Annotated in this window: 15 protein-coding genes, 3 pseudogenes and 1 riboswitch; of the genes and pseudogenes, 10 read left to right on the top strand and 8 right to left on the bottom strand. The window is 69.8% G+C overall.

The window, feature by feature from the left end; all coding sequences use genetic code 11:
- The first annotated feature begins 13 nt into the window (after positions 1–13).
- The 5 genes from ABZ915_RS01250 to ABZ915_RS01270 all read left to right on the top strand — a co-directional run bounded on the left by ABZ915_RS01250 (position 14) and on the right by ABZ915_RS01270 (position 4,554).
- The gene (locus ABZ915_RS01250; protein ID WP_361795742.1) at positions 14–586 is read left to right on the top strand and encodes a hypothetical protein; all 573 of its coding nucleotides are present in this window, start codon (positions 14–16) and stop codon (positions 584–586) included.
- A 166-nt stretch (positions 587–752) separates the two neighbouring features.
- On the top strand, positions 753–2,474 hold the full coding sequence (gene ctaD, locus ABZ915_RS01255; RefSeq protein WP_361793817.1) for a cytochrome c oxidase subunit I: 1,722 nt from the start codon (positions 753–755) through the stop codon (positions 2,472–2,474).
- Positions 2,471–2,821, top strand: a complete 351-nt coding sequence (locus tag ABZ915_RS01260; RefSeq protein ID WP_361793820.1) for a cytochrome C oxidase subunit I — start codon at positions 2,471–2,473, stop codon at positions 2,819–2,821. Before ctaD ends, ABZ915_RS01260 begins: the two co-directional genes overlap by 4 nt.
- Positions 2,822–2,981: 160 nt before the next feature.
- A complete protein-coding gene (locus ABZ915_RS01265) occupies positions 2,982–3,236 on the top strand; it encodes a hypothetical protein (RefSeq protein ID WP_361793823.1) in 255 nt (84 codons plus the stop codon).
- Positions 3,237–3,597: 361 nt separating this feature from the next.
- Entirely contained in the window at positions 3,598–4,554 is a 957-nt protein-coding gene (locus ABZ915_RS01270) for a hypothetical protein (RefSeq protein ID WP_361793826.1), read from the top strand.
- Between the two features lie 350 nt (positions 4,555–4,904).
- Here ABZ915_RS01270 and ABZ915_RS01275 read toward each other — a convergent pair.
- Positions 4,905–5,000 (bottom strand): annotated as a pseudogene (locus ABZ915_RS01275) (TetR/AcrR family transcriptional regulator); the annotation flags it as partial.
- A gap of 151 nt (positions 5,001–5,151) precedes the next feature.
- Here ABZ915_RS01275 and ABZ915_RS01280 point away from each other — a divergent pair.
- The 4 genes and pseudogenes from ABZ915_RS01280 to ABZ915_RS01295 all read left to right on the top strand — a co-directional run.
- Positions 5,152–5,430: pseudogene (locus ABZ915_RS01280) on the top strand (muconolactone Delta-isomerase family protein); the annotation flags it as partial.
- A 54-nt stretch (positions 5,431–5,484) separates the two neighbouring features.
- On the top strand, positions 5,485–5,814 hold the full coding sequence (locus tag ABZ915_RS01285) for an SgcJ/EcaC family oxidoreductase (RefSeq protein ID WP_361795744.1): 330 nt from the start codon (positions 5,485–5,487) through the stop codon (positions 5,812–5,814).
- A 161-nt stretch (positions 5,815–5,975) separates the two neighbouring features.
- On the top strand, positions 5,976–7,595 hold the full coding sequence (locus ABZ915_RS01290) for an amidohydrolase (RefSeq protein ID WP_361793829.1): 1,620 nt from the start codon (positions 5,976–5,978) through the stop codon (positions 7,593–7,595).
- A gap of 73 nt (positions 7,596–7,668) precedes the next feature.
- Positions 7,669–8,259 (top strand): histidine phosphatase family protein, encoded by a 591-nt coding sequence (locus ABZ915_RS01295; RefSeq protein WP_361793832.1) that lies wholly within the window; start codon positions 7,669–7,671, stop codon positions 8,257–8,259.
- Between the two features lie 78 nt (positions 8,260–8,337).
- On the opposite strand, the gene ABZ915_RS01300 is transcribed toward ABZ915_RS01295, so the two are convergent.
- The 4 genes and pseudogenes from ABZ915_RS01300 to ABZ915_RS01315 form a co-directional block, all read right to left on the bottom strand.
- Entirely contained in the window at positions 8,338–9,090 is a 753-nt protein-coding gene (locus tag ABZ915_RS01300) for a CbtA family protein (RefSeq protein ID WP_361793835.1), read from the bottom strand.
- A 21-nt stretch (positions 9,091–9,111) separates the two neighbouring features.
- A complete protein-coding gene (locus tag ABZ915_RS01305; RefSeq protein WP_361793838.1) occupies positions 9,112–9,333 on the bottom strand; it encodes a CbtB-domain containing protein in 222 nt (73 codons plus the stop codon).
- Positions 9,334–9,369: 36 nt separating this feature from the next.
- Positions 9,370–9,514, bottom strand: a riboswitch (cobalamin riboswitch).
- A 74-nt stretch (positions 9,515–9,588) separates the two neighbouring features.
- Positions 9,589–10,728 (bottom strand): acyltransferase, encoded by a 1,140-nt coding sequence (locus ABZ915_RS01310; RefSeq protein WP_361793841.1) that lies wholly within the window; start codon positions 10,726–10,728, stop codon positions 9,589–9,591.
- A 164-nt stretch (positions 10,729–10,892) separates the two neighbouring features.
- Positions 10,893–11,854 (bottom strand): annotated as a pseudogene (locus ABZ915_RS01315) (glycogen debranching protein); the annotation flags it as partial.
- Between the two features lie 35 nt (positions 11,855–11,889).
- On the opposite strand from ABZ915_RS01315, the gene ABZ915_RS01320 reads away from it, so the two are divergent.
- Positions 11,890–12,105, top strand: a complete 216-nt coding sequence (locus ABZ915_RS01320; protein ID WP_361793844.1) for an RICIN domain-containing protein — start codon at positions 11,890–11,892, stop codon at positions 12,103–12,105.
- Between the two features lie 60 nt (positions 12,106–12,165).
- Here ABZ915_RS01320 and ABZ915_RS01325 read toward each other — a convergent pair whose 3' ends face one another.
- The 3 genes from ABZ915_RS01325 to ABZ915_RS01335 are packed head-to-tail and all read right to left on the bottom strand — an operon-like array spanning position 12,166 to position 17,261.
- The gene (locus ABZ915_RS01325; RefSeq protein WP_361793847.1) at positions 12,166–14,919 is read right to left on the bottom strand and encodes an alkaline phosphatase family protein; all 2,754 of its coding nucleotides are present in this window, start codon (positions 14,917–14,919) and stop codon (positions 12,166–12,168) included.
- A gap of 54 nt (positions 14,920–14,973) precedes the next feature.
- Complete coding sequence (locus ABZ915_RS01330) at positions 14,974–16,323, bottom strand: ABC transporter permease (protein WP_361793850.1); 1,350 nt, start codon at positions 16,321–16,323, stop codon at positions 14,974–14,976.
- Positions 16,320–17,261, bottom strand: a complete 942-nt coding sequence (locus tag ABZ915_RS01335; protein ID WP_361793853.1) for an ABC transporter ATP-binding protein — start codon at positions 17,259–17,261, stop codon at positions 16,320–16,322. Before ABZ915_RS01335 ends, ABZ915_RS01330 begins: the two co-directional genes overlap by 4 nt.
- Positions 17,262–17,294: the final 33 nt, after the last annotated feature.

Genomic DNA, 17,294 nt, shown 5'->3' on the forward strand with positions numbered 1-17,294 from the left:
CTGGATCGCGGGCATGGGCACGGCCTCGGGGACCCGCATCGTGCTCGGTGCCTGGCTGCATTCACCGTTCGGCCCGTTCGGCGACGTGATGCTCGAACGGGCCGACGGAACCCGGATGCTGCTCGCCCCGACGCCGAAGACGGCCGACTTCATCAGCGGCACCTACGTCTTCGACACCGTACGTGTCGTCCCGGTCGACGTGCGCGTCAAGGACGGCGTGTGGATCGTCACCGCGGGGTCGCTCGGTCTGCGCTTCACCACCGGCCGCAGAGGGCTCCTCGGGCTGCTGTTGTGTGCCGTTCCCGGCGCCCTCGCCCGCCGTCCGGCCTGGTGCGCGCTGACGGACCGGCCCGCCCGCGTACTGCTGCGCGGCGTGCGCACCCGCGGAAGCGCCGGTGCCGGGCGCCGCGAGTCGTACGGCGCACAGGACCTGCGCCCGATCCGCGCGATGTCCGCGGTGTTCGAGGGCCAGGACCTCGGTGCGGCCGCGCCCGTCGAACCGCCCGTGCGCTTCGGATTCGGCTCGGTGCCGCGGAAGCCCACGATGACCCGGGTCACGACGACGGTGACGCTCGGCCCGGCGTGAGGGAGCCGGGCGGGCTCCCGCACGCAGCTCCATTTGGGGGTATCCGTCATTCGATCGGCCGCACGGCGGCCGATCCGGGTACTGCGTCCGGCTCCCGTACGGCCAGGATGGCCGGTGACTGACGCCAAGCGCCGCCGGGCGGCGAGTAGTGGGAGACGGACGAGTTGTGAGCATCCTCAACGAACCCCAGGGTGCCCCGACGGCTGAGGACTCGTACGAGAACGAGCTGCCGGTGCGGCGCAGGCAACCCGGCAATGTCGTGGTGAAGTGGCTGACGACCACCGACCACAAGACGATCGGCACGCTGTATCTGACGACGTCGTTCGCGTTCTTCCTCATCGGCGGTGTCATGGCGCTGCTCATGCGCGCCGAGCTGGCCCGGCCGGGCCTTCAGATCATCTCGAACACGCAGTTCAACCAGGCGTTCACGATGCACGGCACGATCATGCTGCTGATGTTCGCGACACCGCTGTTCGCCGGATTCACGAACTGGATCATGCCGCTCCAGATCGGCTCTCCCGACGTGGCGTTCCCCCGGCTGAACATGCTCGCCTACTGGCTGTACCTCTTCGGCTCGTCCATCGCCGTCGGCGGCTTCCTCACCCCGGACGGGGCGGCCGACTTCGGCTGGTTCGCCTACGCCCCGCTGTCGGACGCGGTCCGCACCCCGGGCGTCGGCGCCGACATGTGGATCATGGGCCTGGCATTCTCCGGCTTCGGCACGATCCTCGGCGCCGTCAACTTCATCACCACGGTCATCTGCCTGCGCGCGCCCGGCATGACCATGTTCCGCATGCCGATCTTCACCTGGAACGTCCTGCTGACCAGTGTCCTGGCTCTGATGGTCTTCCCGATCCTGGCCGCCGCGCTCTTCGCTCTGGAGGCGGACCGCAAGTTCGGCGCCCACGTCTACGACGCCGCCAACGGCGGCCCGATCCTCTGGCAACACCTCTTCTGGTTCTTCGGCCATCCAGAGGTGTACATCATCGCCCTGCCGTTCTTCGGCATCATCACGGAGATCATCCCGGTCTTCGCCCGCAAGCCGATCTTCGGCTTCATGGGTCTCGTCGCCGCGACCATCTCGATCGCCGGTCTGTCCATCACCGTGTGGGCGCACCACATGTTCGTCACCGGTGCGGTGCTGCTGCCGTTCTTCTCCTTCATGACCTTCCTGATCGCCGTACCCACCGGTGTGAAGTTCTTCAACTGGATCGGCACGATGTGGAAGGGCAGTCTCTCCTTCGAGACGCCGATGCTGTGGGCGGCCGGCTTCCTCGTCACGTTCCTCTTCGGCGGTCTGACCGGCGTCATCCTGGCCTCACCTCCGATGGACTTCGAGGTGTCCGACTCCTACTTCGTGGTGGCCCACTTCCACTACGTCGTCTTCGGTACGGTCGTGTTCGCGATGTTCGCCGGATTCCACTTCTGGTGGCCGAAGTTCACCGGCAGGATGCTGGACGAGCGCCTCGGCAAGATCACCTTCTGGACGCTGTTCATCGGCTTCCACACCACGTTCCTGGTCCAGCACTGGCTGGGCGTCGAAGGGATGCCGCGCCGGTACGCCGACTACCTCGCGGCCGACGGCTTCACCACCCTGAACACGGTCTCGACGATCGGTTCGTTCCTGCTCGGCCTGTCGATCCTGCCGTTCCTGTACAACGTGTGGAAGACGGCCAGGTACGGCAAGCCGGTCGGCGTAGACGACCCGTGGGGCTACGGCCGTTCGCTCGAATGGGCGACCTCGTGCCCACCGCCGCGCCACAACTTCGTCACGCTGCCGCGCATCCGCAGCGAGTCCCCGGCGTTCGACCTGCACCACCCCGACATCGCGATGACGGAGCAGGAGGCCGACGTGGTCCGGGCCACGACCGACCGAGGGCACGGGTGAGCGGTCCGCCGCAGCCGCAGCCCGGAACGGGCGGGGACCTCGGCAACGAGGTGGAGGGATACCTGCTGTGGCAGGCCAGGATCGCCGAAGCGGAGCAGCGGGCGCGGGAGTTCACCCGCCCCCTGGAATGGCTGACGACGGCGCAACGTGAGGACGTCGAGCGGCGGTACGTCGCCGACAGTCTGCACCGCGCCCGTGCGGACCTCGAACGGGTCGCGGCCCGGTGCGTGTCGCTGCGCGGCGAGTACGAGCGCCGCTACCAGGCGCTGCGGCGGCGCTGCGTGGGCATGGTGCTCGCCGTGTGCGCCGGCTTCACCACCGTGGCCACACTGCTGCTCATCCTCTGACCCGACCGCCATTCGGAGCACCGACCGGCCAGCTCTTCCGGTGATTGCCGGACGACTCGCGGGCGGAGCACACCACACAGGGGTAGGGCGTCTGCGGAGCAGATACCCCGTACTCGTGAGGAGATCAGCCGTGTACGCAGCCATCAGAAGGTACTCAGGGGTGACCGACCCGGCCGAGGCGGCACGTCGGGTGAACGAGGGGTTCGTGCCGCTCATGCGTCAGATCCCCGGTCTCCTGGCCTACTACTGGGTCGACGCCGGCAACGGAGTCATGGTCTCGACCAGCGTCTTCGAGAACGAGGCGGGGGCCGACGAATCGATCAAGAAGGCGGCGGTCTTCGTACGGGACAACCTCGCGCCGCTGCTTCCCAACCCTCCCGAGGTCATGTCCGGCCCAGTCGTGGCTTCTGTATAGCGCCCGGGTCGTTCGGGTTCTGGGACGGCGCCTCGGGGACCGACCTGCACGCCGCGTGGCGCAAGGCGATTTCGGCCGACCTGTTCCGCCACCGCACCGACCTGTGTGTCGAGGAGCGGTGGCAGCAGTCGTACGACCGTCTGCGGGCCCTGAACGAGGATGTGCTGTGCGTACAGGGTCTGGCCCGTGGCCCGCGCGCGCTGGCCGCCCTGCACGAGTGGGCATCGGTGGTGGACGGGGCCACGGCCACCGTGGCCGGCATCCACTACAACCTCTTCCTCGGCAGCCTCCTCGACGACCACGTGCCGCCCGCACGCGACCCGGCCGGATTCGCCCCACTGGCAGCCACCGGGACCTTCCTGTGCACCGAGCACGAGAGTTCGTGCTGCACACCCCGCACGAGGGCGCGCGGACATACTTGCCCAACACCAGCCCCGCGGGCGGGCCGAAGAGCGCGGTGGTCGCGGCCCGGGTGCTGGTCGGCGACCGGGCACGTACGCCTGCCTCGAACCGCACTCCTCCAGGGCGAGCACCCAGCGGCGTGGGCAGCCCGCGCAAACGGTTCCTGCACGCCATCCGCCGGGTGACGGTCGGCAAGTTGTGCATGAGTGCGAGCACCCTGGTAGGCAGCCGCGCGGCGCCGGCGATCGCGGTGCGTTACGTGTATCTGCGACACATCTCGGGGCCGGTGGCCGGAGAGCGCGTCCCGCCGGCCGCGCACCGCAGCCATCTCGCCCGGCTGCTCGCCTGCACCGCCACCGCGTACGCCATGACGTTCCTGCACGGGACCGTCACCGAACGCTGGATCACCTGGCAGGCCCGCGACATCACGATCGAGAGCCGCGAACGTTGCGGCGCCCGCGCGCTGTTTCCGGTGAACGGCCTGGCCGAGTTCACCGCCAACGCCGACGGAGCCATCACTGCCGAGGGCGACAACCTGGCCGTCTGGTGCAAGGCCGGAGCCGAGATGATCTTCGGCCACGTAGCCGCCCCGGAACCGGCGACGCCGGCGGCCGGCCAGAAGTCCCTGACCGACCGCACCTTTCTGCGCCGCGCGCTGGCCGCGGCCGAGCGCCACTGGCACCTGACCGCGCGCCGGGACGTCCGCGGCGGCACGGGCGATGCACTGGGGCGCTGGAACCACGCCTCCGCCGCAGCCCTTGCCCTGGTCGAGACGTACACGGTGGGCCAGGCCACCGACCCTCGCCGCGGCCTGCGCCCGGGTCACCGACCCGGGTACCCGCGCCGTCCTGGACGACCTGCGCACCCTGTTCCTGCTCGACCGGCTGGCCCCGCTCAGCGGACTCCTGCTTGCTGACGTCGAACACCTGATCCCAGCGCGACTCATGACCGTGTGCAGGCGATCATCCGCTCCGCCGCCCCATGGAAGACCTGTGCGTCAACGCGGACGCCGGCCGGTTGCTGACCGCGGCCCTCGCCTCCGGCAAGCCCCTCGCCATTGTCTGCCACGCACCGGCCGCACTGCTGGCGACCAGGATCCATGGGGTGTCACCCTTCGCCGGGTACCGGGTCACCGCGTTCACCAACGAGGAAGAGGAAGCGGTCGGGCTGGGGCCGAAGGCCCGATGGCTGCTGGAGGACGAACTGATCGACTTGGGCGTCGACTTCACCAAGGGAGGCATTCACGGCCGCCGTGTCGGGACGGCATGCGGCGATCAGCGACAGGCAGTTCTCCCACAGGGCTTCGAGGTGCCGGGTGTCGTCGTAGAGCTTGGCGAACAGCACTTGGCCCTCGAGCTGGGCGCCGTGGCGCTGCTGACCGTCGGATATTCCCACACGACTTGCCGACGCCGGGTGACCGCGTCCGGCGTTCGGATGCGCACCGAGCAGGATCGTGTCCCCATGGAAAGCGATGCAGCCCGCACCCCAGTCACATCCCAGAGAGGAAGAGACCATGAAGGAGTTCCTGGTCGAGCTCACCACGACCGTGCCCGAGGGCACCGACTCCGCCGAGGTCGGCAGGCGCCGCGCCGACGAGGCCGCCCGGGCCAGGGAGCTCGCCGCGGCCGGTCAGCTGGTCCGGCTGTGGCGCCCGGTGGGCGAGCTCCGCAGCATCGGAGTGTGGCGCGCCGACGACGAGGCGGACCTACGCGAGAAGGTCCTCGGAACCCTGCCTCTGTGGCCCTGGATGACCGCGGTGGTCACCGCCCTTCAGTCGCACCCCAACGACCCGAACCCGCCCCTGCTGGGCAGCAGCGCCACGCAGGAAGCGATCCTGCGTGGCGTCATGGACGGCTGGAAGTCCGCGGTCGACGCACACGAACCGCAGCAGGTCGCCTCCCTCTTCACCGAGGACGCCGTCTTCCAGGGGCTTCACCCCTACACCGTCGGCCGCCAGGGAGTCGCCGACTACTACGACTCCCAGCCTCTCGGCCTGACGGCGGACTACGAGGTACTGCAGACGCGGCAGTTGGCCGAGGACGTCCTGCTCGGCTACCTGGGTGTCGACTTCTCCTTCACCGACCGGCCGACGATCGAAGTCACTCTCAGCGTGGTCCTCAGGCACGTCGTCGACCAGTGGCGCATCGCCCACTATCAGGTGTCGAAGCTGAACTGACGCGGATACATCTCGTCGAGGGTTTGACGCATGATCGGCATGATGGACCGGATCGTTGGCGTACTTCCTGCGATGCTGCCATCGAAATGGAAGTCAATCAGCGGAAAGTCCCTACAAAGGTCTTGTCAGCCGACGACGACTTCCAGGCGGTGGAGAAGGCCATGACTGATCACGCAGCCGATCTGGTGATCCGGGCCGACGCGGTGCACACACTGGTGCCCGGCCAGGCCCCGCAGCGGGCGCTGGCCGTGCGCGGTGACCGCATCGCGGCCCTCTCGCCCGACCCGAACGGTCTCGACGACTTGGTGAGCTCGCGCACCAGGGTCCAGGACCTGCCCGGCGCCACGGTGCTGCCGGCGTTCGACGACACCCACACCCATCTGATCTACGCGGCGCTCGGCGCGCACGACGTCCCCGTCCACCAGGCCCGCACCATCCCCGAATTCCTGGACCTGATCCGGCAACGGGCCAAGAGCACCCCCGAGGGCGAGTGGATCCGCACCACCACCAACTGGCAGGAGCTCAACCTGGCCGAGCGGCGCCTGCCCACCGCCGCCGAACTGGACCAGGCCACCGACCGGCACCCGGTCCTGGTCAAGCGCGGCGGCCACAACGACGTCGTCAACACCCACGCGCTGCGCCTGGCGGGCATCACCGAGGACACCCCCGTGCCGCCGGGCGGAGTCATCGGCCGCGACGCCGACGGCAGGCTCGACGGCAGGCTGATCGACAACGCGCTGGGCCTGGTGGAGCGTCTGTTCCCGGCCCCGGACCTGGCCCAGCGCATCGACGGACTGCGTCTGGCCGGCAGCCAGTACGCCGCCACCGGCATCGGCACCGTGCGCGACTGCGCGGTCTCCCTCGACGACTACACGGCGCTGCTGGCCGCCCGCGAGGCCGGCGCGCTGAGCACCCGGGTCCGTGTCCTGGTCTCGGCCCTCGGAATGACCAGCGCGGCCCAGGTGGAGGACCTGCTCGACGCGATGGAGGACCGGCGTTACGACGCCGACCCGTGGCTGCGGGTGTGGGGGGTGAAGTTCGGCCTCGACGGCGGTCTCGAGGCCGGGGCCACCGAGGAGCCGTACGCCTGTGACCCCGCCTTCTCCGGAACGCTGATCTGGGAGCCCGACGCGCTGGCCGAGGCCGTCGAGGCCGTGGTCCGGCGCGGCTGGCGGGTCGGTACGCACGCCTACGGCGACCGCGCGGTCCGCATGCTTCTGGACGTCTACGAACGTGTCCTCCAGCGCAACCCGGGCCTGCCCGCCGGGACGCTGGTGATGGAGCACGGCGGCCTGGCCGGCCCCGAACAGCGCGCCCGCGCCGTGGCCCTGGGCATCCCCGTCACCATCCAGCAGCCGCTGCTGCACGACACCGCCGAGGTGGAAGAGGGCTTCTGGGGCCCGGAGCGCGTCGCCCGGCTCTTCCCCGCCCGAGGCTGGGTCGACCTGGGCGCGCAGGTCAGCGCCGGATCCGACTTCCCCGTCGGCCAGTTCGGGGCCATGCGCTCCGTCTGGGGCATGACCACCCGGCAGACGGTCATCGGTGTCCGGGGCCCCGAGCACGCCATCACCTACGAAGAGGCCCTCGCCCTGCACACCGTCAACGCCGCCCGGCTGACGGGCGAGGGGAACCTGCGCGGCACCCTCGCCCCCGGCCGCTTCGCCGACCTCACCATCTGGGACCAGGACCCCGCCCACTGCCCCGCCGACGCCCTGCGCGACCTGAACCCCACCCGCACCATCGTCGGTGGCCTCCTCGTCACACCCGCCGGCGCGCGATAGGGCACCTCCCTGTTATGTTCGCGACCGAGGCAGGCGATCCGCGTCCCATGCCGACCGCAGGAGGAGCAGCCACGTGACCAGCCGTGTCACCTTCGTCTCGGCCGCGACGAGCCCGTCGCTGCGTCAGGCCCGCTTCTACGACGGCGACTCGGTGGACGACGGTGGGGCGGCCCGCGCCCGCTCGGCGGCCGGGTCGTTGCCCTCGCCGGCCCGGGTGGCCACGTCCCCGAGCACGCGCTGCCGGGAGACGGCGGTGGCACTCGGTCTCGACGTCGTCCAGACGCCGGAGTTGCGGGGTCTGGACGTGGGCCGCTGGCGAGGCCGCACCCTTGACGAGGTGGCGGCCGCCGAGCCGGAGGCTGTGGGCCACTGGCTCGCCGACCCCGGCTGGGCGGCACACGGCGGCGAGTCGGTGCGGGACGTGTGCGAGCGGGTCGGGCGCTGGCTGGACGCCGTGCGGGACACGGACGGCCGTACGCTCGCCGTGGTCGAGCCGGAAGTCGTTCGAGCCGCGGTCGTTCATGTACTGGGCCTGCCCGCATCCGCCTTCTGGCGGCTGGACGTACCGCCGCTGACGGCCACGGAGCTCACTGGCCGGGCCGGACGGTGGAATCTGCGGCTCGGGCAGCCGCCGGCCACGTCGGACACCGTCTCGGCGCGCTGAGACCCTACGGGCGCGTCCCCCTTGACGCGAGAGGGCCCCTCGGAGGTTTCCGAGGGGCCCTCTCGTATCCCGGAGCGTTCAGTTCGAGGCGGGAACCGTCCGCCCGGACGAGGCTGCCGCGGGCTTGGGATTCAGCTGCCGCTCGGCCAACTCGCCGAAGAGCAGGCCGAATCCGCCCCACAGGACGGTCTGGACGGCCAGTGCGGACAGGCGGAACCGCCACAGCAGGGTGGCCGGGAAGTCCTTCGGCACCTCGTTGACGGCCGGCAGGAACGCGTACGCCAGCCCGATCACGACGGCGAACGCGGCCACCGCGACCACCGTCGCCCACCAGGTGCCCAGGCCGGGCGCGAGGCGCTTGCCCAGGATGGTGGCGGCGATCGCCAGGAGGACGCTGAGCAGCATCATCAGGAAGTACAGGGTGGTCCGCTTGCCGATGGTGTCGGGCTCACCGACGGACGGCGGATTGGCCGGGTACTTCAGGAAGGGCACGACGTACACGGCGAGCAGCGCGCAGCCGGACAGCAGCAGCGCCGTCGCCCGCGGGCCGAAGCGGCCGACCCGGCCCAGCGCGAAGCAGTACGCGAGCGCGGCGATGCCGCCGAAGGCGACCCCGTAGACCAGGACGCCGGTGGCGAGCCCCGCCGTGGACTGGAGGGAGCGGGAGACGACCTCCATCTCGTGCTCGTGGGAGTGGGCGTCCTCGAAGCTGATCGCCTTGTCGACATTCGGCTCACCGAGGAGGTAGGCGGCGACCAGAGCGAGCACGCCGGCGGCCAGGCCGGCGAGCATGCCCCGCACGAGGAGATTCCTTACCGTTGCGGAATTCATGGGCGTGCGGCGTCCCTCGCGTCAGTGGCAGGGGAAGCCGAGCAGGTGGCGGGCGTCGTGCACCCATTCGTGGACGTCCGTGCCGTTGAGCACGGAGGTGGCGCCCTGCTCGGCGCCGACGAAGTACAGCAGGACGAGCATCAGGATGCCGAAGAAGACCGCCCAGGGGGCTATCGCCTTCAGCGGGAGCGTGGCGGGAACGGCGGGAGTGGTGGCTGTCGGCTGGGCGACGGTCTGCGCCATGGCAGTACCTCCTCTGGGAGTTCGCGTCCCATCTCGGTGGTGCAGTGGACGACGGCCACGGGTCTGACTTGCCGGACGCCCCGAAGGGCGCCTGGCATACAGTGGCGCGACCGTGCCGGATTCCCACCGGCTTCCGTCTCGCCGTCGTCGATATCGGACAGACCGTACCGCGTGACGCGGACACGGCCAAGACCGCACCACCGGGCGTGACCTTCCTCTCGAGCCGCGGGGCCGACCGCAGGCGGGACAGGCCGGTCAGCGCGAACGTCCCGCCGAGAGCATGGACTTCCAGGATCGGTTTCGCTTGAAGGGCATCTCGAAGAGCTCTGCGAACAGCCAGGCCGACAGGACCGAGGCGGGCAGCCCCAGGACCACGGTGACACAGAACGTGGGCAGTCCGGCCGACACGTACTCCGGGGCGACTTTCCGCACGACGACCATGACGATCGGAAGATGAATGAGGTAAAGGCTGTAGGAGAAATTGCCGAGGCTGCGCATGGGCCGGGTGGCCAGGAGCCGCATCACAGAGGCCGGACGCCCGGTGGCGACCGCCACCAGGAACATCGTCATGGCGGGTGCGATGGCGAGATCAACCCAGAAGTAATGATGTATCGTCCAGGTCGATCCCCGGACGGCGATGAGCGATATCACCGGCATGACGGCCAGAGCGGCGAACCAATGCCAGGGCAGGCGCCGGACCTTTTCTCGCGCAACGATGATTCCCGCGCCGACCAGACCGGCGACGAATACGGGCGCGAGATTCGGGGCCAGCCAGTTGTCACTTTCCATCGGCGATGCGTTTTCCGCCAGCAGCCCACGTAAGGCCACCAGTAGGGTCACACCGCTGATCAGGAGTACCGCACCCAGTCGTCGCCGGACAAGAAGCAGCAGCGGAAAGACGAGATACAGCTCCGCCTCCACGGCGATCGACCAGAATGCCCCATTCGGTGTGCGAGCCGTGAACATGTCCTGGGCCACCAGACCGTACACGAGAACGGTTCTGACGTTCGGCGGCCCATGATGGGAGGCGGGTACGACGAAGTAACCGATCACCACGCTCAATGCGAGTGCGGCCCAGTACGGGGGAAGGATGCGCCAGGCGCGGCGCCGCAGGAACCGCGCAATACCTCCCTGCCGCCAGCCGTGGCGCGCGGGGGAAATGGCCAGCGAGAAACCGGACAGCACGAGAAAGAAGACGACGGCGAGACGCCCGTACATCAGCCAGCCCAGCCAGGACGGGCCCGAGTTCTTGGGAAACCCTGGAAAGGCCAGCAGCCAGCAGTGAAAAAGGACCACGTACAGTGCGGCCACACCGCGGAGCCCGTCAAGACCCGGCACATGGATTCCGCCGCCGCCCTCGATCCTCCCGTCCGTCCGCCGTGCCAGGACGGCCATGTCGGGCTCGCTGCTGACGGGACGGCTCGATAATGATGAAATTGTTCAGCCCTTTCCTCTCGGCGCCGTGTTGGAACACGTGGCCACCGCTCGCGGTCCGGGTGACACAGCGCCACCCATGGTGACTCATACGTCGCGCACAGCAAGGAGGTTCAATCGCGGCGTTAGGCGGCCTCGGCGAGGAGGAGGTAGCCGGCGGCGGTCCAGGTGTAGGCCCGGTCGCGCAGGCCCGTTCCGGTGAGGGCGTCGAAATTCTCCGCGCACCAGGACCGTCGCGGGGGCCCAGACCGGGCCGCGCCAGTAGCCGTCGGGGCGGTAGTGCGGTGAGGCGGGCCGTTCGGTGGCCAGGCCGTTCGGTGGCCAGGCCGTACGGGGTCAGGTGGTCCTTGATCCCGGCGGCCAGAGCCTTGCCGACACTCTGCGGCAGGTGCGCGCCCAGGACGACCGGCAGCAGCTCCAGCAGACTGGAGCTGCTCCACGCCCGCGAACTCTCCACACCACGGGCCAGGAACCTCTCCCCCGTCCACAGGTCGTCGAGCATCGCGGTCCGCGTCGCCTCCGCGGTGCGGCTCCAGCGTTCGGGATCGAAGGTCGTCGCATTGTCCCAGCCGCTGTCGTTGCCGTGCTGGTAGTGGGGCAGGGCGGCGCCCGGTGCTCGGCCCGCGGTGAGCCAGTAGTCCGTCCAGCGGCTCAATCGGCCGTAGATCTCCGCGAGTTCCCGTGGGCTGAGAGGTTCGGGGAGGCGTCGGCGGAGGCGGGTGAGGGTCCAGCCGTGGATGGGCGGTTTGACGAAGTTGCGCAGGACCTCCGAGTGCGTGACGGAGTCGGGCAGGGCCCCGCTCTCGTCCTGGTGGTCGAAAGGCAGTGAGAACTGGTCCCAGGCCGGCGCCGGTGCTCCGGGGCCAGGGCGAGGGCGTTGAAGCAGTGGTCCCAGCTCCACACCTTGTCCATCCAGTGCTTGGGCATGAGCACGGCGGGCCAGGTGACGAGGCCGGCCGGGTCGACGGTCGCCGGCCAAAGGACGAAGACCGCGAGTTCGGCGGCCGAGGTTGCCGGAGGACCGCCAGGGCGCCACCGCCTCGGCGAACGCGGCGAACGCACCTGCCGCCGCGGCCACGACCTGGCCTCAAGCCGGTCGCCGGGCGCGCGAACACCTACACCGTGGTCGACGAGCTGAGCGGCAAGTGCCTCGACCCGGTCGGCGCGCTCGGCAACGGCAAGGACTACCAGCTGGTCGCCGTCCACAGCGGCAAGTGCGTCGACGTGTCCGGCGTCTCCACCCAGCCGCGGGCCCTGATCCACCAGTGGACATGTGATCCGGCGAGTGCACTGGGCACCAAGAAGAACCAGATCTGGCGGCTGCCGGGCAGAGCCTGAGCCGACGGCGCCCCTGGTCGGCGGTGACGCCGGCCAGGGGCTTTTCAGGGGCGGGCCATGTCAGCCGTCGGACTCCGGTGACGGGATGTAGGCGCCCGGCACGTCGTTGGGCGCGTAGACCTTGTTGTCGCCGGGGTACGGCTTGGTCCAGTTGTGGGTCTGGTACCACGTGTAGCGGTTCATCTGCGTGGGGTTCGCGTAGTCGGGCACGGCGCTCGGGCCGGTAAGCCGCTGGTGCGACGCCCAGGTCTTCCACTGCGCCGCGAGCTTCCGCTGGGCGGCCGGCACCGCAGCGGAGGTCGGCGCGGCCGCCGCCTTGGTGTCCTGGGCCGCCGGGGTGTCCGAGCCGCAGGAAGGCTGGGGGTTGACGCCGAGGGTCAGCGACGTCCGGTTGGGCACCGCCGTGAACGGCGTGTTGTCCGCCTTCGGGGTGAACGCCCGGTACATCGGGGTGGCCGCGCTGTCCTTCTGGTTCATCGGGTGGACCCCGAGGATCTGCTCGATGGTGCGCATCATCGTGATCTGCGAGTAGTAGTGGTCGTCGACAGTGCCGTGCTTGGCGTACGGGCTGATGATCTGGACCGGGGCACGGTGGCCGTCGATGTGGTCCAGGCCGTTCTGGGAGTCGTCCTCGACGACGAAGATCGCCGAGTCCTTCCAGTACTTGCTGTGGGAGATCTCGTCGACCATCCTGCCGACCGCGAGGTCGTTGTCCGCGACCTCGGCGGACGCGTTCGCCGGACCGCCGGTGTGGTCGTTGGAGAACCAGAACATGTTCAGGTTCGCGGGACCGTTCTTCTCGAAGTCCTGCTTCCAGATCTGGTACTTGTAGACGTCCGGGACGTCGAGGTCGAACAGCGGGAAGCCGGGCACCGACACCTTGTTGAGCGACGGGATCGCCGAGCCCGTCTTGATGGGGTAGGCGGTCTGCTGCCCCGTCGCGTCCATGTTCTTGGCGTCGCAGTACAGGTTCTGCCAGGTCGCGCCGGCCGGCTTGCTCTCGATCGACTGGAACTCGCCGTAGTCCTTCACGGACTGGCCGGCCGCCTGCGCACCGCTCCAGATGAAGCCGGACTTCTGGTGGCCGAGAACGTCGTCCTCGGTGTCGTAGCTGCGGGTGTACTCACCGGCGGAGGACTCGGTGTACTCCGGGTTGTCCGACTGCATCAGCCAGTTGTGGCCCTCGGCGGAGTTCGTGCCGACGTCGTAGAAGTTGTCGTACAGCCCGAACTGCTGGGCCAGCGCGTGCTGGTTGGGCGTCACGTTCTCGCCGAACTGCGTGAGCGAGGAGTCGCCGTTGCCCTGCGGCAGGTCACCGAAGACCTGGTCGTAGGTCCGGTTCTCCTTGACGAGCAGGAAGACGTGCTTGATCGTCGAGGGGTCGCCGAGCCGCGCCGGGACCGGCACCGGCTTGGCGTGGCCCTTGCCGTTGGCCGTCCTGACCGAGCCGGGCGTCCAGCCGTTCTGCTTGAAGACCTTGGCCGTCTGGGCCCTGATGACACTGTCGTCCGGGAGCGTGAACTGCGTCAGGCTCGACGTCGTGTCGTGGGTGCCGTGGCCGGCGCTGTCGGGGCGGCGGGCGTCTACGCCACGGGTGTTGGAGACGACCACGTTCTTGCCCACGGTGGCGATCTCGGCGGGGAAGTAGTCCGTCGGGAGCATGCCGACATAGCTGGCCGGCTGCTGCGCGGAGGTGTAGCGGTAGACGGCGACCGCGTTGGCACGGCCGAGCGTCACCAGCAGGTGACCGTCGTCGGTGAGCGCCACCGCGTCGGGCTCGTAGCCGACCTTCGCCTCCGGCCACGGCTGGGTGGCGATGGTCTGCACGACCTTGTCCTTGGCGGAGTTGATGACCGACACGTTGTTGTCGGCGGTGTTGGTGACGAACACCGCGCCCTTCTTGGCGTACACCGCGGTCGGGTGCAGACCGACGTCGATGCTCCCGACGGCGGCGGACGGGTCCGCCAGGTTGATGACGCTGACCGTGCCGGTGGTGGCGGCGCCGGTGTCCGGGTTGGCCGGCACCTGGGTGCCGTAGGAGTTCATCGTGGTGTCGCCGGCCTTGGCCGGACGCCCGCCCTCGTTGCTGACGTAGAGCTTGCCGCCGGCCATGGCGATACCGCGGGGGGCGTTGCCGACGGCCCAGCTCTGCTTGACGGTTCCGGTCGCCGCGTCGATGGCGACCACCCGGTTCTGGCCGTTGACCGCGGAGTACACCGTGGAGCCGTCGGCCGAGAACACCGCCGCGCCCACCAGTGCGCGCTTGGAGCCGTCCGCCGGGATCGAGACGGTCGTGGGGTTGGAGAGGGTGCCGTCCGCGTTCACGGTGAACTTGGTGTAGCCGTCGCTCTGGCCCAGCCACAGCTGCGAGCCGTCGGGCGAGTACGTCGGGCCTTCCTGGCCGACGGAGCCGCTGCTGATGCGCAGGTCGTCCGCCTTGTTGGTGCCGACCTTCTGCTTCACCTGCCCGGTCGCCAGGTCCATGATGACCAGTGACGCGTCGCCGTCGGCGACCGAGGCGGCGAGATGGGTGCCGTCCGGGCTGACCGAGGACGACATGATCTTGCCGTCGTTGATGACGGTGCGGTCGCCGTACGGGGCGATGTGCTGGTCGGCCGAGACGACCTGGCCGTCATCGGTGACCTGACCGACCTGCTGGGTGCCGAACTGGTGCGTCGAGGCGACCGCGGTGCCCGTGACGGCGAGGGCGACCGCGATGCCCGCCGACACCAGCAAGGTCCGGCGACCGACATGTCTGCCGAGAAAGCTGAACTGCTCCTTCTCACTGATCCGACGCTGCCGTGTTACCTGCATGGAGCTGTCCCTTCGAGGGAGGGGTGAAGGCCGGGGGGTGGGGATCAGGGGGTATCAGGGGGTGGAGATCAGTTCGACGTTGCCGTCGAACTGCCACAGCGGGTTCGGTGCGTCCCCGGCCGGGGTCCGCACCAGGAAGTAGCCGTTCACTTCCTTCGGTCCGTCGCCGTCGGCCACGAACCGCCCGTCGGCGGTGACGTCGAGCTGGTAGACGGCCTGCCCGGTGACCTGGACGCCGGGCAGGTGCCAGGAGACGACGCACCGCCAGTCGTTGCCCGGTCCCTCGGCGGCGCGCTGTCCGCCGCCCTTGTTGCACGCCGCCGTGGTCCGCAACTGCGCCTCGGTGACGGCGGGACGGTGGAGCTGCTCGGTCTGTAGGCGGTAGAGGTGGGCGAATGCCGTGGCGACGGACCGCTGCACCTTGTCCTGCTGGATTCCCGAACCCACGGACGGGGTCGCCGCGGCGACGACCGTGACCGTGAGGGCGACCAGTCCGGCCAGCGGCAGGAGTCCGGTGGTGATCGCGCGGCGCCCGGAGCCGTCGTAGGTCAGGTTGGTGAAGTCGCGCCGCAGGAAGAGCAGATAGGCCAGCGCGGTCGCGAGCACGGCCCACACCAGGCTGACAACGATGCCGATGAGGAGAGGACCGGGCTGCGTCGGGCTGGTGAACAGGCCGTTCCAGGCGATGAAGGCGTAGCTGGGCAGGGCGAGGCGTACGGCGACGGGCAGCGGCAGCATCTGGGCGACCTGCATCGCGAGCGCGACGAGCGCGGGCAGCAGCAGTCCCATCGGGGACCGCCCCAGCGCGACCGACCCGAGGAGTCCGATCCCGGCGAGGGCCAGCGTCGGGGCGAGGACGCAGACCCAGGCGAGGAGGACCTTCCCGGCGGCGTCCCCCGGCGCCAGCAGATGGCCGTCGAGGCCCACCAGCGGCTGGTCGCCGACCGCCACGACCCCGCCGGCCGTACTGGAACAGGCCAGCCCGGCCACGAGCAGCAGGATGACGGTGAGGCTGGCCAGCGCCTTCGCCACGAAGATCCGTCGGGGGGAGCGGACCGCCACGAGCAGGTGGCGCCAGGTACCGAGCCGGTCCTCGGAGGCGAACACGTCACCGGCGACCACCGAGGTCAGCAGCGGGAGCGCCCAGGTACCCGCGAAGCCGAGCATCACCAGCGGTCCGGCCCATCCCGTGGCGTGCATCCAGCGGCCGAAGAGGGTGTCGGAGGGGAGCGTGCTCTGCCGGCTCACCGCGGCGACGAAGAGTGCCGGTGCGATCCAGCAGGCGAGGACCAGCAGGCGGATCCGCCATTGCGAGACGAGTTTGACCAACTCGAAGCGGTAGCCGCGCGGCACCGAGACACGACTGGCGACAGCGGCACGCTCGTCGACTGTGGTCGCGGTCATCTACCGGCCTCCTGCTGCTCGGTGAGGGCGAGGAACGCGGCCTCGAGGGGTGACACCACGGGGGTGAGCTCGCGCACCGCGATGTCCGCGTGGACGAGCCGCACCACCAGTTCGTCCAGGGCGGGCACCAGCGCGCGCACCACGAGCCTGTCGGCGTCGTCCCGTGCCCCGGCGTCGTCGACGACGCGGATCCCGGCCGTGCCGCCGGCGACCTGGCGGGCGGCCCGCGCGTCGGAGGTGACCAACCGGTAGTCGAGTTCACGGTTCTCGGCGGCCAGCTTGCCGAGCGGGCCGGAGAAGACGACCCGTCCGGTGGCCAGGATCGTGACCTCGGAGCACAGTGCCTCGAGGTCGTCCATGCGGTGGCTCGAGAGCACGACGCTGGTTCCGTCCGCCGCGAGCCGGGTGAGGACGCCGTGTACGTGTTTCTTGCCGGCCGGGTCGAGGCCGTTGGCCGGTTCGTCGAGCACGAGCAGTCGGGGCTTGGTGAGCAGAGCGGCGGCGAGCCCGAGCCGCTGGCGCATGCCGAGGGAGAATCCGCGGGTCCGGTCGTCGGCGACGTCGGTGAGCCCGACCTGGTCGAGCACGTCGTCGATCCCCGCGGTCCGTGCGTCGTTGCCCCGGAGGGCGGCCAGCGCGGCGAGGTTCTGCCGGGCGGTGAGCGAGGGGTAGAGGCCGGGGCCGTCCACGAAGCCGGCGACACCGTCGGGAGCGGCGAGTGCCCGCCCCACCGGCGTACCCAGGATCTCGAGGCGGCCGCCGTCGGCCACGGCCAGGCCCAGAAGGAGGCCGAGCAGGGTCGTCTTGCCCGCGCCGTTCGGTCCGACGAGGCCGTGGATCTGCCCCTGCGTCACATCCAGATCGATGCCGTCGAGTGCGACGACATCGCCGAAACACTTGGTGATCCCGCGAGCCCGGACTGCGTGGAGTGCGTCCATGGATCCCTTCTCTCTCAACGGTCACGGAACTTA

It is taken from the genome of Streptomyces sp. NPDC046915, from assembly GCF_040644935.1.
Lineage (GTDB): Bacteria > Actinomycetota > Actinomycetes > Streptomycetales > Streptomycetaceae > Streptomyces.

Coding starts and splice junctions, on each gene's coding strand:
- ABZ915_RS01330 (WP_361793850.1), bottom strand. CDS start 16,323: ATGACCGCGACCACAGTCGACGAGCGTGCCGCTGTCGCCAGTCGTGTC.
- ABZ915_RS01285 (WP_361795744.1), top strand. CDS start 5,485: ATGGACGGCTGGAAGTCCGCGGTCGACGCACACGAACCGCAGCAGGTC.
- ABZ915_RS01250 (WP_361795742.1), top strand. CDS start 14: ATGGGCACGGCCTCGGGGACCCGCATCGTGCTCGGTGCCTGGCTGCAT.
- ABZ915_RS01290 (WP_361793829.1), top strand. CDS start 5,976: ATGACTGATCACGCAGCCGATCTGGTGATCCGGGCCGACGCGGTGCAC.
- ABZ915_RS01335 (WP_361793853.1), bottom strand. CDS start 17,261: ATGGACGCACTCCACGCAGTCCGGGCTCGCGGGATCACCAAGTGTTTC.
- ABZ915_RS01325 (WP_361793847.1), bottom strand. CDS start 14,919: ATGCAGGTAACACGGCAGCGTCGGATCAGTGAGAAGGAGCAGTTCAGC.
- ABZ915_RS01310 (WP_361793841.1), bottom strand. CDS start 10,728: ATGGCCGTCCTGGCACGGCGGACGGACGGGAGGATCGAGGGCGGCGGC.
- ABZ915_RS01300 (WP_361793835.1), bottom strand. CDS start 9,090: ATGAATTCCGCAACGGTAAGGAATCTCCTCGTGCGGGGCATGCTCGCC.
- ABZ915_RS01305 (WP_361793838.1), bottom strand. CDS start 9,333: ATGGCGCAGACCGTCGCCCAGCCGACAGCCACCACTCCCGCCGTTCCC.